The organism is Amycolatopsis sp. BJA-103, assembly GCF_002849735.1.
GTDB lineage: Bacteria > Actinomycetota > Actinomycetes > Mycobacteriales > Pseudonocardiaceae > Amycolatopsis.
In genome coordinates, this window is record NZ_CP017780.1 from 3,429,722 (window position 1) to 3,443,770 (window position 14,049).

At 69.8% G+C, this 14,049-nt stretch carries 12 protein-coding genes; 8 read left to right on the forward strand and 4 right to left on the reverse strand.

Translation table 11 applies throughout. From position 1 onward, the window contains the following. Positions 1–14: 14 nt before the first annotated feature. On the forward strand, positions 15–731 hold the full coding sequence (locus BKN51_RS14910) for an SDR family NAD(P)-dependent oxidoreductase (RefSeq protein ID WP_101608229.1): 717 nt from the start codon (positions 15–17) through the stop codon (positions 729–731). Here the strand turns inward: BKN51_RS14910 and BKN51_RS14915 are convergent. Continuing rightward, positions 648–2,027 (reverse strand): amidohydrolase, encoded by a 1,380-nt coding sequence (locus BKN51_RS14915; RefSeq protein ID WP_174720416.1) that lies wholly within the window; start codon positions 2,025–2,027, stop codon positions 648–650. The genes BKN51_RS14910 and BKN51_RS14915 overlap by 84 nt on opposite strands. 50 nt (positions 2,028–2,077) lie before the next feature. Between BKN51_RS14915 and BKN51_RS14920 the strand changes: the two genes are divergently transcribed. Genes BKN51_RS14920 through BKN51_RS14930 form a run of 3 tightly spaced genes read left to right on the forward strand, consistent with a single transcriptional unit; the run spans position 2,078 to position 5,069 of the window. Beyond that, the gene (locus BKN51_RS14920; RefSeq protein WP_101608231.1) at positions 2,078–3,181 is read left to right on the forward strand and encodes a zinc-binding dehydrogenase; all 1,104 of its coding nucleotides are present in this window, start codon (positions 2,078–2,080) and stop codon (positions 3,179–3,181) included. Between the two features lie 8 nt (positions 3,182–3,189). Then, complete coding sequence (locus BKN51_RS14925) at positions 3,190–4,149, forward strand: aldo/keto reductase (protein WP_101608232.1); 960 nt, start codon at positions 3,190–3,192, stop codon at positions 4,147–4,149. Then, on the forward strand, positions 4,146–5,069 hold the full coding sequence (locus BKN51_RS14930) for an alpha/beta hydrolase (protein WP_101608233.1): 924 nt from the start codon (positions 4,146–4,148) through the stop codon (positions 5,067–5,069). The genes BKN51_RS14925 and BKN51_RS14930 overlap by 4 nt, the downstream gene beginning before the upstream one ends. Here the strand turns inward: BKN51_RS14930 and BKN51_RS14935 are convergent. Next, positions 5,053–6,498, reverse strand: a complete 1,446-nt coding sequence (locus BKN51_RS14935; RefSeq protein WP_101608234.1) for a GMC family oxidoreductase — start codon at positions 6,496–6,498, stop codon at positions 5,053–5,055. The genes BKN51_RS14930 and BKN51_RS14935 overlap by 17 nt on opposite strands. 138 nt (positions 6,499–6,636) lie before the next feature. On the opposite strand from BKN51_RS14935, the gene BKN51_RS14940 reads away from it, so the two are divergent. Further along, positions 6,637–8,070 carry an aldehyde dehydrogenase family protein gene (locus tag BKN51_RS14940; protein WP_101608235.1) on the forward strand — a complete coding sequence of 478 codons (1,434 nt, stop codon included), beginning with the start codon at positions 6,637–6,639 and terminating at the stop codon, positions 8,068–8,070. Further along, on the forward strand, positions 8,067–8,738 hold the full coding sequence (locus BKN51_RS14945) for a GntR family transcriptional regulator (RefSeq protein WP_101608236.1): 672 nt from the start codon (positions 8,067–8,069) through the stop codon (positions 8,736–8,738). Before BKN51_RS14940 ends, BKN51_RS14945 begins: the two co-directional genes overlap by 4 nt. Here the strand turns inward: BKN51_RS14945 and BKN51_RS14950 are convergent. Continuing rightward, positions 8,735–9,628 (reverse strand): helix-turn-helix domain-containing protein, encoded by an 894-nt coding sequence (locus tag BKN51_RS14950; protein ID WP_233223147.1) that lies wholly within the window; start codon positions 9,626–9,628, stop codon positions 8,735–8,737. The genes BKN51_RS14945 and BKN51_RS14950 overlap by 4 nt on opposite strands. A gap of 131 nt (positions 9,629–9,759) precedes the next feature. Between BKN51_RS14950 and BKN51_RS14955 the strand changes: the two genes are divergently transcribed. After that, a complete protein-coding gene (locus BKN51_RS14955) occupies positions 9,760–11,145 on the forward strand; it encodes an alpha/beta fold hydrolase (protein WP_101608238.1) in 1,386 nt (461 codons plus the stop codon). Positions 11,146–11,504: 359 nt separating this feature from the next. After that, positions 11,505–12,383: a DUF2268 domain-containing protein gene (locus BKN51_RS14960; protein ID WP_101608239.1), complete on the forward strand. Its 879-nt coding sequence runs from the start codon at positions 11,505–11,507 to the stop codon at positions 12,381–12,383. On the opposite strand, the gene BKN51_RS14965 is transcribed toward BKN51_RS14960, so the two are convergent. Then, on the reverse strand, positions 12,380–14,038 hold the full coding sequence (locus BKN51_RS14965; protein ID WP_101608240.1) for a choice-of-anchor A family protein: 1,659 nt from the start codon (positions 14,036–14,038) through the stop codon (positions 12,380–12,382). The two genes, BKN51_RS14960 and BKN51_RS14965, sit on opposite strands and share 4 nt — an antisense overlap. Between the last annotated feature and the right edge of the window lie 11 nt (positions 14,039–14,049).

A 14,049-nucleotide genomic window follows, 5' to 3' on the forward strand; every position in this document is an offset into this window, starting at 1 on the left:
ACAAGAGACTCGTAGTGGTGACCGGCGGTGCCAGTGGCATCGGCCGCGGTGTCGCCGAAGCCTTCCAGTCCGCGGGCGACCGCGTGGTCATCGCCGACGTCGACGCGCGCGCGGCCCACGACCTGGCGGATGAGCTCGGCGCGGAGCACGTCGAACTCGACATCTCCGATCCGGGATCGGTCGACGCGGCGCTGGCGCTGATCACCGGACGGTTCGGCGCGGTGGACGTCCTGGTCAACAACGCAGGCCTCGCCGGTGGCGGCGGCCCGTTGGTGGGACTGGACATCGGCGTCTTCGATCTGTGCATGCGGGTGAATTTCCGCGGCACCTTCCTGATGACCCGCGCGGTCGGCGCGCACATGCTCGAGGCGGGCACCCGCGGTTCCATCGTCAACATCACCTCCATCGGCGCCCGGCAGCCGACCCCCGGGCTCGGCCACTACGAGGCCACCAAGGCCGCTGTCGAGGCCCTCACCCGCTCGGCGGCGCTCGAACTGGCCCCGCACGGCATCCGGGTCAACGCCGTCGCGCCCGGCCCGGTGCTCACGCCGATGACCGCCGGTTTCGCCTCGGACACCGCGGCCCGCGCGGCGTGGGAAGCGAGGATCCCGTTGGGGACCATCGCTTCCGTCGCCGACGTGGTGCCGTCAGTCCTGTTCCTCGCCTCCGCCGACGCCGGCCATCTCACCGGGGTGAGCCTCCAGGTCGACGGCGGGCAACTGCTCACCTGAGTACACGACGCGGCCGCCGGACACGGTGAGTTCGACACCGACGTCCGGCAGGTCCGCGAACGCGACCTCGAGTGGATTCGCCGCCAGCACGCAGAAGTCGGCGACCCGGCCCACGGTCAGCGATCCCTTCCAGTCCGCCGCCCCGTCCTGCTCGGCGGCCGCGACCGTGTAGCAGCGCAGCAGCCGGGCCATCAGCGCGGGGTCCACATCGGACACTTCCAGCATCCGGGCGGCCGCGGCGATGTGCACCCGCCAGTCCGGGGTGACCACCGGCGCGTCACTGCTCAAGGTCAGCGGGACTCCGGAGTCCAGCATCTCCGCCAGCGGCCAGGCGCGGGCACCGACCTCCGCGCCGAGTGCGTCCGACAGCATTCCGCGCATCGCCACCGCGATCGCGGGCTGCGTGGTCAGGCCGACCCCCTCGGAAGCCATCCGCGCCAGCTGATCCACCGTCACCAGGTCCCCGTGCACCAGGTGGTCACCCCGGCGGAGCGAGCCGAGCGCGGCCTCGATGCTCCGGTCGCCCGTGGCGTGCACGGCGACCACCATCCCGGCTTCGTGGGCGAGGCGGATCATCGCGGCGAGGTTGCCCGCGCGCCCCGGGTCGTCATCGCCGTCGACGAGCAGCACGCCGTGGGAACCGTCGGCGTAGCAGTGATGCGTCCACGCGGACCGCATCGGCGGGATGCCGTCGGCGAAGATCTTCACACCGGGCACGGTGAGCCACAACGGATCCGCGGACGGCGACGGCGTGGCCAGCCCGCGTTCGAAGTCCGCCAGGGAGCTCGCTCCGTCGAGCAGGCCGAACAGCCGCAGCGCGGTCACCCTCGCCCGCAACAGTCCTTCCCCGGCGAGCGCCGCGTATTCCTCCAGCACCTCGGCGCCGAAGCAACCCGTTTCGCCGGGACCCAGACCGGGCTCGGTGTAGCTGGTGATGCCGAGTGACGCGCACAGGTCACCCGCGCGGAGGATGGCGGCCCGTCGTTCGGCCGCACTGCGCACCGTTTTCTCTTCTCCCCCGGTGAATCCCGCACCACCGATGAGCGTGTCCGGCCACCGGGCACCCAGCCAGGTCGCATGGAGGTGCGCGTCGTTGATACCCGGCAAAACGGTTCTGCCCGCCAGGTCGATCACCTCGGTCTCCGGACCGACGTGATCCAGGGAGACATCGCCGAGGGCGACGATCCGGTCGTCGCGGACCGCCATCGCCGACACGACGGTGCCCGCCGGGTCGAAAGTGAGCACGGGACCGCCGCGAACCACGAGCGATGCGGGACGAATACGTTGCGACGGCATGGTTTCCTCCAGGATCTGGACTTTTTCTCCTACGACTGTAGACTAAAAAGATGGTCAACAGAACCGAAGCGGCGGTGCTCACCGAACACGGCTCCGCGCTCACCTTGCGGGAACTACCGCTGCCGGAAGAGCCGGAACCGGGCGCCGCGCTGGTCCGGATCACCTGCACCACCCTGTGCGGCACCGACGTGCACATCTGGTCCGGCCAGATGACCTTCCCCGGCATGCTCCCGATGGTGCTGGGACACGAAATGGTCGGCGAGGTGGTGGCCGTCGGACCGGGCACCACCGACACCCTCGGCCGCGAGATCACCGAGGGCGCCCGCATCGGCTGGTCCGAATCGACCTGCGGAAAGTGTTACGGCTGCACGATCCTGCGCGAACCGGTCGCCTGCGAGAAGCGCGGCTACGGCTTCCTCCAGCGTTCCGACGTCTTCCCGTACGCCACGGGCGGTCTCGTCCGGTATTGCTACGTGACCCCCGGCGCGGCCAAGCTCCTGCTCCCGGACGACGTCAAGGACACCTGGGCCTCGATGTCGGGCTGCGCGGGCAAGACCGTGCTGCGGGCCGTCTCGCGCTCGGGCGGGATCCGTCCCGGTGCGACGGTCGTCGTCCAGGGCGCCGGCGCGCTGGGCGTGTTCGCCACCGCCGTCGCCCGGATCTCCGGCGCGGGTGACGTCATCACCATCGGCGGGCCCGCCGACCGGCTGGAGACCGCCGAACGCTTCGGGGCGACAGCGACGATCCCGGTCGACGGCACCGCAGAAGAGCGCGTCGAGCGGGTCAAGGAACTCACCGGCGGCCGGGGCGCCGACCACGTCTTCGACTTCGCGGGCGGGCCCACTATCGGCGAGGAGGCCGTCGCGTTCGCGGCGCAGCGCGGGACGATCGCGATCGTCGGTTCCACCGGCCCCGTACCCTCCCCCGTGGCGCTGGGCACCGTGATGGGCAAGGAACTCACGGTCGTCGGCTCACTCAACGGCGACATCGCCGATTACCACCGCTCGGTGGACTTCTTCCGCACCTTCGCCGATCGGCTGCCCTGGGACGATCTGTTCAGCGCACCAGTCGGCCTTTCCGAAGCGTCCAAGAGCGTCGAGTCGATGTCGCGGCTCGGCGAACTCAAAGCCGTCATCGATCCCCGTCTTCCCTAGGAGACCCCATGCCTGTCATCCCCCAGCGCCGCATCGGCCGCGACGGCCCGCTCACCGGCGTGCTCTCGCTCGGCTCCTGGCACACCTACGACCGGATGGACTTCCGCGAGGCGGTGACCCTGGTCCGCACCGCGGTCGATTCCGGGATCACGCTCTTCGACGTCGGTGTCTACGGTTTCCCCGGCGCCACCCCGGTCTACACCGACGTGCTGTTCTCCGCCATGGTCCGCGCGGCCGGGATCAAGCGCGAGGACTACCTGCTTTCGGCCAAGCTCTGGCTGGAGGGCTACCCGGAGTACAACCTTCGCGACCAACTGGACAACGCGCTGTTCCGCGCGGGCGTCGAGCACGCGGATCTGGTGGTGCTGGGCGATCTCCGGCGCGAAGACACCGATCTGCACCGGCTCGTCCTGGATCTGAACGAACTCCGCGAGGCCGGGCTCATCCGGCAGTGGGGCGTGAACAACTGGTCCGCCGGCACGATCAAGGCCCTCCACGACTTCGCCGCGGCGGAGAACGTGCCCGGCCCCGCCATCGCACAACTGAAATACAGCGTCGCCCGGCGGTCCATTCCGGACGGTGAACCCTTCAAGCAGATCTTCGGCGAACTCGGGGTCACACTGCAGTCCTCGGACATCTTCGAAGGCGGGATCCTGCTGGGCAAGAACAGCGGCGCGCGGCAGGTCGGCCGCGACCCCGGCGACATCCGCGAGCGCATCGCCGCCTCCGCCCCGGAACTCGCGAAGATCGCGACCGCACTGGGGACGACACCGGCGCAGCTGTGCCTGGCCTTCACCCTCACCCACCCCGCCAACACGACGACGCTCTTCGGCGCGACCAGCACCGCGCAGCTCGAAGACAACCTGGGCGCTGTCGACCTCGTCGAACGCGTGGGCGCAGAAGAACTTCGCGGACTCGTCGAGCCGTACTGGGCCGACCGCGACATCGTCGACCCGGAGGGACCGTGACGGCCTTCGATCCCGAACTCGCCGAAGCGCTCGTCGGCGTGCCGTCCGGACCGCCGCTGAGCGCCGAGTCGCTGGCGGGAATGCGGCAAGCCATGGCCGAGATGAACCTGAGTTGCGCCGAGGCGATCGGGGACCGGGATCTCGTCTGGGAAGACCGCACCGTACCCGGCACCGACGTGGTCGTGACCGTCGTCAAACCGCGGAATGCCCAGGGCGCACCGGGGTTCTACAACATCCACGGCGGCGGCATGGTGCTGGACAACCGGTTCGCCGACCTGCCCCGCATGGTCGCGCTGGTCGAAGAATTCGGCTTCGTCGCGGTGACCGTGGACTACCGGCTCGCCCCCGAGCATCCGCATCCGGCGCCCATCGAAGACTGCTACGCGGGCTTGACCTGGATGGTCGAGAACGCCGCCGAACTCGGCTTCGATCCCGCGCGGCTGATCGTCGGCGGTGGCAGCGCGGGCGGTGGGCTCAGCGCCGGGATCGCTTTGCTGGCCCGGGATCGTGGCGGACCGGAACTGGCGGGCCAACTGTTGCTGTGCCCGATGATCGACAGCCGCAACGACTCCGCGTCCACGAAGGAATTCGCGGAACGCGGGGTCTGGAGCCGGGAAGCCAACGAGTTCGGCTGGCGATCACTCCTGAATGGACAGACATCGCCGTACGCGGTCCCCGCGACTGCGACCGATCTCGCCGGGCTCCCGCCCGCCTTCATCGAGGTCGGTGCGGCCGAGATCTTCCGCGACGAGGACGTCGACTACGCGCGCCGCCTCTGGCGAGCGGGTGTGCCCACCGAACTGCACGTCTGGGCGGGCGCGTACCACGGTTTCGACCGGTTCGCCCCGGACAGCGAAGTGGCCCGGGCGGCGCGCGCCACCCGGGCCTCCTGGCTGCGCCGCACTATCGGCCGAGCATGAACCGAGCGGCCTGCTCGCCGACCAGCACCGCCGGCGCGTTGGTGTTGCCCGTGGTCACCCGCGGCAGCACCGACGCGTCGGCGATCCGGAGCCCGCTCAGCCCGTGCACGGCGAGTTCCGGATCGACCACGGACTCCGCGTCGGTCCCCATCCGGCAGGTCCCGACCTGGTGGTGGTAGGTGATGGCGGTCCGCCGGACGTACTCGCGGACGTCGGCGTCGGGCCCGGGGTACAGCTCGCGGGCACCCCACTCCTCCGCCAGGGCGGCCGCCCGGCCGATCTCCCGGCACTGTTCCACCGACGCGACCAGGCTCTCGAAGTCGGCCGGGTCTTCCAGCGCGGCGAGGTCGATCAGCGGCTCGTCGAGCGGGCTCGGCCCCGAAAGCCGGAGACTGCCCCGGCTGCGCGGCGTCACCAGGCCCGCCATCAGCGAGAACCCGGTCTCCGGGCCGGTCATCCACGATTCGTACATCGGCACGCTGAAGTGGATCGGCTGGGTGTCGGGCACCGCCAGCCCGGGACGGCTGCGCCAGAACAGATGGGTCTGCGTGACCGAGCGGCCGGGCGCGGGCGGCTCGACCTCACGCCGGTCGGTCGCGAAGATGACCGGGGACAGCAGGTGGTCGTGCAGGTTCTTCCCGACTCCGGGTAGCTCGGCGACGACGTCGATGGCGTGCACCTCCAACTCGTCCACGGGGCCGATACCGCTGCGGAGCAGGATCGCGGGCGAGGCCAAGGCCCCGGCGGCGAGCACGACCTCGTCGGCGAAGACCTTCCGCAGTTCGCCGTCGATCTCCGCCAGCACCCCGGTCACCTTGGTGCCCTCGATCAGCAGCCGGTGCACCAGCGCTCCCGTGTGGACGGTCATCCGCTCGGCCGCGGGCTGCCCGTACGCGAGCCAGGTGTTGAGCCGCTTGCCGTCCCGCGTGGTGACACGCTGCACCGAGACCCCGTCGAGCTCGTCGCCGTTGTAGTCCGGGTTGAACGGAAGGCCGGCCTGCACCGCCGCGTCCACAATGGACTGCTGGATCGGGTGCAGCGGCTCGTTCGGGACGACGTCGAGCAGATCCTTCTCGATCCGCTCGAACACCGGGCGCACGTCGTCCCATCGCCAGCCGGGCAGCTCCCAGCCGTCGTAGTCGGCGGGGGCGCCGCGCACCCAGATCATCGCGTTGAGCGCGTGCGACCCGCCGAGCACCTTGCCGCGCGGCAGGTGCAGCCGCCGGTTCGCCGCGTGCGGCTGCGGCACCGTGTAGTAGTCCCAGTCCTCCGGACCGTGCCACAGCTCTCCAGCCCGCGAAGGGTCGTGAATGGCCGGGTTGGTGTCCGGCCCGCCCGCTTCGAGCAGGGTGACCCACGCCCCGGAGTCGGCCAGTCTCCTGGCGACCACCGAACCGGCCGAACCCGCTCCTACCACGATGACGTCCATGTCCCCCACCCTCGCAAGTCGGGACCCGGTGCGGCGGATTCGGTTCGCTGGCCGACAATCGGCGTGCCCTGGCGGGCAAGACCGAAGAGCGCGTGGCGCCCGATACTCGATCACACACCGGTCGAGGAGGAGCTAGCCATGGCCACACGCCTGTTCATCGACGGACAGTGGACCGCCGCCGGAGGCGGATCCCTGCCGACGTACGATCCGGCCACCGGCCAGGTGATCGAGGACGTCGGCACCGCGTCGGCCGCCGACGTCGACGCCGCCGTCGGTGCCGCCCGCAAGGCATTGGACGACCCCGCCTGGGCGGGGCTGCTGCCCGTCCAGCGAGCCGCGCTGCTGTTCAAGCTGGCGGCGCTGGTCGACACGCACCACGAAGAGCTGGCCGCGCTCGAAACGCGCGACCAGGGCCAGCCGATCGGCATCTCCCGCCAGGTCAGCGTCACCGGCGCGGCCGAGCACCTGCGATACTTCGCGGGCTGGGTGACCAAGATCCAGGGCACCACCAACCCGGTGTCCTTCCCGGACACCCTGCACTACACCCGCCGCGAGCCGGTCGGGGTCAACGCGCTGATCACGCCGTGGAACTTCCCGCTGATGATCCTGGTGTGGAAGCTGGCGCCCGCACTGGCCACCGGCAACACCGTGGTGATCAAGCCCAGTGAGGTCACGCCGCTGACCAGCATCCGGCTGGTGGAACTGGTGGACGAGGCCGGGTTCCCGCCGGGCGTGGTCAACCTGGTCACCGGCGACGGCGCGGTGGGCGCGCTCCTGAGCGGGCACGGCGATGTCGACCACCTGTCCTACACCGGGTCGACCGCGGTCGGGAAGCTGATCACGGCGGCCAGCGCGGAGTCGAACCTCAAACGGCTCACCCTCGAACTCGGCGGGAAGGCGCCCAGCATCATCGCGGGCGACGCCGACATCGACGCCGCCGTCGCGGGCAACCTCGCGGGCGCGACGCTGAACAGCGGTCAGGTCTGCGCCGCGTACACCCGGTTCTTCGTGGACCGCAAACGCGAGCAGGAGTTCGTCGCGAAACTGGCCGCCGGGCTCGAGGGGCTCAAGCTGGGGCCGGGTCTCGACGAGTCCACCCAGCTCGGGCCCCTGGTGTCCGCGAAGCACCGCGAGCACGTGGACTTCCTCGTCTCGACCGGCCGTGAGCAGGGCGCGGAGCTGGTCACCGGCGGCCAGGCCGTCGACCGTGAAGGCTACTTCTACTCGCCGACGCTCTTCGCCGGTGTCGCCGACGACATGACGATCATGCGCGAAGAAATCTTCGGGCCGGTCCTCGCCGTCACCGCCTACGACGATCAGGACGAACTGCTGGCGCGCGCGAACGACACCGAGTACGGGCTCGCGGCCACCGTGTGGACCCGCGACCTCGGCGTCGCGCACCGGTTCGCCAACGGCATCCGGGCGGGCGCGGTGTTCGTCAACATGCCGCCGATCCCCGACATGGCCGCGCCGTGGGGCGGGTACAAGGCGTCGGGCTGGGGGCGTGAGATGGGTCCGTGGGCGATCGACGCGTACACGGAGATCAAATCCGTCTGGCTGCACTACTCGTGACCGCAGGCGACGCGGTGAACTCGACCGCGATGAGCAAGTCGCAGATCGCCTATCACTGGATCAAGGCGCGGATCGACGACGGCACCTTCTCCCCCGGCTACCGCCTCGTGTTCGGGCAGATCGCGCAGGAACTCGGGGTCAGCACCGTGCCCGTGCGCGAGGCGGTCCGGCGACTGGAGGCCGAAGGGCTGGTGACCTACGAGCACAACATCGGCGCGCAGGTCGCGATGGCCGACGAGAGCGACTACCAGCACACCATGCAGACGCTCGCGCTGGTCGAGGGCTACGCCGCCGCCTTGGCCGCGCCGTCCTTGCCCGGCAAGGCACTCGACGAGGCCAAGGGGATCAACGCGGAACTGACCGCCTGCCTCGACAACTTCGAGCCGTCGCGGTTCACCGCGCTGAACCGCGACTTCCACCGCGTCCTGTTCGGCACCTGTCCCAACCCCCAGGTGCTCGACCTGGTCAACCGCGGCTGGAACCGGCTGGCCGGGCTGCGCACCTCGACGTTCAGCTTCGTGCCCGGTCGCGCGCACGAATCCGTGCAGGAGCACCAGAACATCCTCGACCTGTTCGACCGGAGCGCACCGGCCGAGGAGATCGAACTGGCCGTGCGCGAGCACCGATTGACCACGTTGGAGACGTTCATGGCCTGGAGGCATCCCTAGGACGGCACGGTCTCCGGCGGCGGGAATGCGTAGAAGCGCACGGAAAGCTCCTTCTCGCCCGCCGCCGGACGCCGCCGCCGGTGGCAGTACCGGTTGATCAGCTCGCGGTATTCCGTGTCCAGTTCGCGGAACTCCTCTTCGGTCAACCGCGCCGAGGTTCGCTGAGCCGTCGACCACGGGCCGAACTCGTCGCGGTGCTCGGCGGCCCAGGACAGCAGCGCGACCTCGTTCGCGTACTTCGCGTCGAGGAACGCGGTGACCCGCTCCCGGTCGGCGCCTTCGTAGTCGTCCGGCTTCGGCTCGCGCAGGTCCTGCGGGATCGCGATCCAGTTCCCTTTCCGGTCACGGCGCACGAAGCCGTTGTCCTGCAACGTCTTCAGGCATTCCGCGACATCGGCTCGCTCGAGGCCCGTCCTGCGCGCCACCTCGTCGGTGCCGGCGGGAAGCTCGCGGGTGACCTGCTGGTATCGCCGGTCCTCCCGCATCGCGATGTCGCTCAACGTCACCGATCGTCGCGGCATCGCCTCGCTCAGCAGCCGTCGCGCGGCGAGGGCCAGCACCACGGCGACCGGGATTTCGACGAAGACGGCGAGAGCGACACTGGCCCACCGCTCGGCCGACGTCCAGCCGAGCATGACGTCGAACCACGCGTCGCAGCACAGCATCGCGGCCGTCGCCGAAAGCAGCGGGACGGCCGCCCGGCGGCGGCGCAAGCCCAGCCAGGCCCCGGCGGCGAAGCAGAGCAAGAGGGCGACGTCGAATCCGACCCAGGCCGCGCGCCACTGGCCGGTGTCGTACCGGTCGGGCAGCGTGTGGGCGAGGTAGACGGTCCAGGGCACGAGGCAGACCGCCGTGCCGGCGAGGAGGGCCAGCAGCATGCGTCGGATCATGATCATGAGGTTAGGGGCGGGCGTCTTCGGGGACATCCGGGCTTTTCCCGGGTCCGGTCTCAGGGTCGCCCGACCGGACCAACTTGGCGGAAACGCCGACTTCTTCGCTCGAGCCTGGTCAGAATCGGTCCATGCGATCGAAAACGCTCGTCCTCGCCGCGATCGTCGCACTGTCGGCCGGTCTCGCCGGACCGGCCACCGCCTCGGCCTCCGGGCCGCGGCTGGAGGATTCCCGGGCCTGCCCGCACGACGCGCGATTCACCTGTTCGACGTTGACCGTGCCGCTCGACCATCGCGGCCGCACACCCGGCACGCTGAAACTCCAGGTCGCCACCGCGAACAACACGAACGCGCCCAAGGGGGTGCTGCTGTTCCTCACCGGCGGCCCCGGGCAGCCCGGCGTGCCCTTCAGCACGAGGGTGTCAGACCGGATGCCGGAGGTGTTCAAGGACCACCGCCTGGTGATGATCGACCAGCGCGGCACCGGCGCGAACGCCCTCGACTGCCCGGAACTGCAGGCCCAGGTCGGCAGCTCGGACATCGAACCGCCGACCCGCGCGGCCGTCGACGGCTGTGCCGCCGTGCTCGGCACCAAGGCCCGGTTCTACGGCAGCGACTCGACGATCGCCGACCTCGACCTGCTCCGCCGGGCCCTGGGTGCGCGGAAAATGGTGGTGGACGGCGTCTCCTACGGTTCGCTGACCGCGGCGCGGTACGCCGTCGCGCATCCGCGCAACGTCGCGAAGGTGATCCTCGATTCGGTTCTCCCCCACCACGCGACGGTCGGCCAGTCGCTGTACCTCCCAGCGCTGAAGGCGACCGCGCGGGTGCTGCGCAGTGCGTGCGCCAAGCCGCCCGCGTGCGGATCCGATCCGGCCGAGGACCTCGCGTGGCTCGTCCGGAACCGGGACACCGCGGCCGGTGTCGCGCTGTTCGACATGATCGTCACCTACGAATTCGTCGATCCGAGCTATCGGGACCCCTCGGTGATGGGGACCGACCTGATCACCGCGCTGCGCACCGCGCGCGGTGGTGACACCGCGAAACTCGACTCGCTGCTGCGGAACCTCGCCTCCGGCGGCGACCCGCTCGCCTCCTTCAGCTCCGGACTGCACGCGGCGACGCTGTGCGCCGACATGCGGTTCCCCTGGGGCGACGCCGGAACGCCGGGCTTCGTCCGCGAGCCGCTGCTGAAACTGGCCGAGAAACGCTTGAGCGCGCGGGAAACGTGGCCGTTCAGCCCAGCCGTCGCGACCGGACAGGGATTCATCCAGACCTGCCTGCCTTGGCCAGTCGAGCCGCCGAGCTCGAACCCTGGCGGGAAACTCCCGGACGTCCCGGTGCTGCTGCTCAACGGCGACCACGACCTGTCCACGCCGATGGAGTGGGCGTACGAGGAGGCGAAGGTCGCTCCACGCGGGAAGGTCGTGATCGTCGAGGGAGCGGCGCATTCGATCCAGAACCGCGAGCCGGGTGACGCGGGGCGGAAGGCCGTGGCGGAGTTCCTCGCCGGGTGAGCCGTGCTCGCTCTCGTGAGTGGCGAGGACGGTTCTGGTGGTCCCGTATTTGCCTGCCCACTGGCTCCTGATGTCATCTCGGTGAGCTTGCGCTGGAGTGTCCGGGCTTGATCAACGGAGGTTTGGGGACATTGAGTGTCCCCGATCTTCCGTCGATCAAGCTCCGAGACCGGAACACTCCTCGACGATGAAGGAATTGGGACACTCAACGTCCCGATTCCTTCACGCTCGACCGTGCCGCCGCCACGTCACCTTCGCCCTGGTCGCGTGTGGGTAGGCAAACACCGGTCCGCCCTAACCGCCCTTACCACTCACGAGGACTTGAGTCTCCACCCACTGGAGCCTTTAGCGTCTCTTCCATGACGATCAAGGTTCTCGACACCTACCCGGCGATGCGCGGGATCCTGCGCGCGCCGCGGGCGGACCGCGCCGCGCTGCTCAAGGCGATGGTCGAACCCGCCGCCGGGATGTACCGCTACTTCCCCGGCGACGTCGACCTCGTCGCGATGCACGCGATGAGTTCAGGCTTCCCGCTCGACCGTGACGAAGAGCGCTGCCTGGAGGCCCTCGAAGCGCTGCACGAGGCCGACGCCTGGAACCGGATCCGGCGGGCGCTCGACGACGCCGTCACCGCGCAGGTCACGGCGACGCCGGGGCTCGCGGTACCGGACATCACCGTCCTCACCGTTCTGGGTGACCCTGGCGACGCGCACTTCATGGGGCCGAACCTGGGGATGTCGGCGAACGGCAGTATGTCCGGCTACATCTACCTCAACTTCTGGCCGTATCCGGAGAACCTGGCGCGGCTGGAGGCCACGGCGGTCCACGAGCTCAACCACAACCTCCGCTACAGCCCCGGCGGGGTGATCTGGGATCCGACGACGGTCACCGTCGGCGAGCAGATCGTGTCCGAGGGGCTGGCCGACGCGTTCGCCCGCCAGTTGTACGGCGACGAACTCGGCTACGCCCGCATCGGCGTGCCGCATCTGCACGACGACGCGGTGTTCGCGAAGGTCGTCTCCGGGCTGGAGATCACCGGTATGCAGAACTTCGTGGCCTGGGTGCACGGTGACGAGAGCGCCGTCCGCTACGGCGGCACGCCTGTCGGGTTACCGACCGGCGCCGGATACGCGGTCGGCAACCGTCTCGTCGACGCCTACCTGGCCGCGACGGGCCGCACCGCCGCGGAGGCCCTGCTCGCGGACCGCCGCGACATCATCGACACCGCGCTCGCCTAGGACTCGCGGCGCCTCGACCGCAGGGTGATCGCCACCAGCGCGCCACCGAGCAGCAGCAGGAACAGGCCGGGAACCAGCAGGCCACGGATCTCGCTGCCGGTCGAGGCCAGCGGGCCGCTGTCGGACGGCCCGCCGCCCGGAGTGGTCGCTCCCGGCTGCCCGGGTGTGGTGCTCGCCGTGACGCCGGGTCCCGGCGTGGTGCTCGACGTACTGCTGCTGGTGGTCGGCGAAGTGCTGCTGGACGAGCTCGACGACGGAGTGCTGCTGGACGACGAGCTGCTGGAACTCGTCGGGCTCGACGACGTGGCGCTGCTGCTCGAACTGGACGGGCTCGACGAGGTCGTGCTGCTGCTTGACGTGGTGGTGGTACTCGTCGGGCTCGAAGAGGTAGTCGAAGACGAGGTGGTCGAGGACGAAGTCGTCGAAGACGAGGACGAAGTCGTCGAAGACGAGGACGTCGTGGTCGAGGACGAGGTGGTGGTGGTCGACGACGAGGTCGTCGTAGAACTGCTGCTCGTCGGCGAACTGCTGGTCGTGGTCGGGCTCGTCGAGGACGAAGAAGACGACGACGTGGAGGTCGAACTGCTCGGCGTCGTGGTCGGTGTGGTGCCGCAGTCGGGCAGATCGCCGTTGAACGGGTAGGCGTGGAACTCCTGCCCGCCACCGCCGGTGGCCTCGGAGGAGTGCACCAGCGTGCCGGTGGTGAAGAAACGGCCGTTCATCCCGGACGCGGTGACCGTCGCGGTGCTTCCCGGATCGCCGATCAGCACGCTTCCCTGGAACTGGGCGCCACCGGCGATCTTCACCTTGGTGGCGTCCGGGAAGTTCCACAGCAGGCGTTCCCGCAGCTTGTTGATCGGGTCGGTGTCGCCGGGATCGCCGGTGAAGGTGTTGATCGTCCTGGCCGCCCCCACCATGTTGACCAGAATCGTCGCCCCGGCCGGGATGCCTTCGAACTCGATGCCCTGCATACCGCCGTTGGCCGCGGTCACGTCGAAGTCCACGGTGAACACCTGCAACGCGGATTTCCCGTCCCCGGTGAACAGGGTGCGGTATCCCTCGTTGCGCGCCGTGCCCGTGGCAGGCCGCGGCGTGGTGCCTTCACGTGCGTAGCACTGGCTCGCCACCCGAAGATCCTCGCGCAGGCCGACATAGGGCTTCGCCGCGTCGGCATCCTTGGTGAGCGTTCCGTCCACCGTCCCGGTGACGGTCCCCGCGTGCCGGACGACACCGTCGTCGGCGACCAGCCGTTGCGGCGAGGCGACACTCACGTTCCCGCCGGTGGTCAGGAAGTCCGCGCCGTCGGAGGGCGGGACCCGCGAGCCGACGCCGGCGATGCCGACGTTGTAGATGGCGGACACGCCCTCTCGTTTCGCCATGTCGAAATTGCCGAGGACGACGACTCGGCCTTCGGCTTCCGCCGCCGCTTCGCGTACCTGGAATTCACCGCCGACGAAGACATTGATGCCGTTGTCCCGGCCCGCGTAGTCCTCGTTGTTCACCGGCGGGTACTTGCCGGGGCAGGCTGCACCGACGCACGGTCCCAGACCGCCCGGTAACGGGGCGGCGACCGCGCCGTCGGCGACCACGAGGGCCGCCACGCACACCGCCGCGGCGGCACCGGCAGAAACAGAGGCGAACCGCCTTGCACGCATGGGGCGATTCT

Excerpts from the sequence above, each read along its gene's own strand:
- BKN51_RS14920 (WP_101608231.1), top strand. The coding sequence starts at position 2,078 with ATGGTCAACAGAACCGAAGCGGCGGTGCTCACCGAACACGGCTCCGCG.
- BKN51_RS14915 (WP_174720416.1), bottom strand. The coding sequence starts at position 2,027 with ATGCCGTCGCAACGTATTCGTCCCGCATCGCTCGTGGTTCGCGGCGGT.
- BKN51_RS14960 (WP_101608239.1), top strand. The coding sequence starts at position 11,505 with ATGACGATCAAGGTTCTCGACACCTACCCGGCGATGCGCGGGATCCTG.
- BKN51_RS14935 (WP_101608234.1), bottom strand. The coding sequence starts at position 6,498 with ATGGACGTCATCGTGGTAGGAGCGGGTTCGGCCGGTTCGGTGGTCGCC.
- BKN51_RS14950 (WP_233223147.1), bottom strand. The coding sequence starts at position 9,628 with ATGATCCGACGCATGCTGCTGGCCCTCCTCGCCGGCACGGCGGTCTGC.
- BKN51_RS14955 (WP_101608238.1), top strand. The coding sequence starts at position 9,760 with ATGCGATCGAAAACGCTCGTCCTCGCCGCGATCGTCGCACTGTCGGCC.
- BKN51_RS14965 (WP_101608240.1), bottom strand. The coding sequence starts at position 14,038 with ATGCGTGCAAGGCGGTTCGCCTCTGTTTCTGCCGGTGCCGCCGCGGCG.
- BKN51_RS14925 (WP_101608232.1), top strand. The coding sequence starts at position 3,190 with ATGCCTGTCATCCCCCAGCGCCGCATCGGCCGCGACGGCCCGCTCACC.
- BKN51_RS14940 (WP_101608235.1), top strand. The coding sequence starts at position 6,637 with ATGGCCACACGCCTGTTCATCGACGGACAGTGGACCGCCGCCGGAGGC.